The organism is uncultured Lacinutrix sp., assembly GCF_947500325.1.
In the GTDB taxonomy this organism is placed as follows: Bacteria; Bacteroidota; Bacteroidia; order Flavobacteriales; family Flavobacteriaceae; genus Lacinutrix.
On record NZ_CANMRQ010000072.1, the window covers coordinates 1 to 802 of the forward strand.

General features: G+C 38.9%; 1 pseudogene. It reads left to right on the forward strand.

The annotated features are described in order from the left end of the window. Positions 1–802, forward strand: a pseudogene (locus Q0997_RS20210) (hypothetical protein); the annotation flags it as partial.

The window sequence follows — 802 nt, forward strand, 5'->3', positions numbered from 1 at the left end:
CATGTGATGGTGGAACAGTAGATTCAGTAGTTACACCAGGTGGTGTTTATGCCTTTAATCCATTACCAACAGATACCGCAGTTATAGACCCTGCAACTGGAACAGTTACAAATGGAACATCAGGAGCTGTTTATGTTGTTGAATATTCATTAGGCGGCGTTTGTCCAAGTTCAACTACAGTTAACTTAGCAGTGATTATAACAGATGATCCAACATTTGTAATGACACCAACATGTGATGGCGGAACAGTAGATTCAGTAGTTACACCAGGAGGTGTTTATGCCTTTAATCCTGCACCAACAGATGCCGCAGTTATAGATGTCGCAACAGGAGCAGTTACTAATGGCACACCAGGAGGAATGTATACAATTGAATATACAACTAATGGCACATGTCCAGATTCAAGCATATTTAATTTAACAGCAAATCCACTACCTACAGTAGTTGTGCCAACAGTATTAGAAGTTTGTGATGATGCAACACCAGATGGAATAACAGAAATAGATTTAAATATCAAAAACAATGAAATTTCAGGAGGCAACCCATCATATGCAGTAACGTACTATCCAACATTACCAGATGCACAGAATGAGACGAATGCTTTAATGTTGCCTTATACAAATGTTGTGGCGTTTAATGATACCGTATTTGTACGTGTAGAAGATGTAAATACAGGTTGTTTTGATACTACAGTATTAAATATTACGGTAGAACAAGCGCCAATCGCATTCACTCCAACCCCTTTAGAGTATTGTGATCCCGACAGTGATGGTTTTGGAGAGTTTACTTTAACCGATGCGGA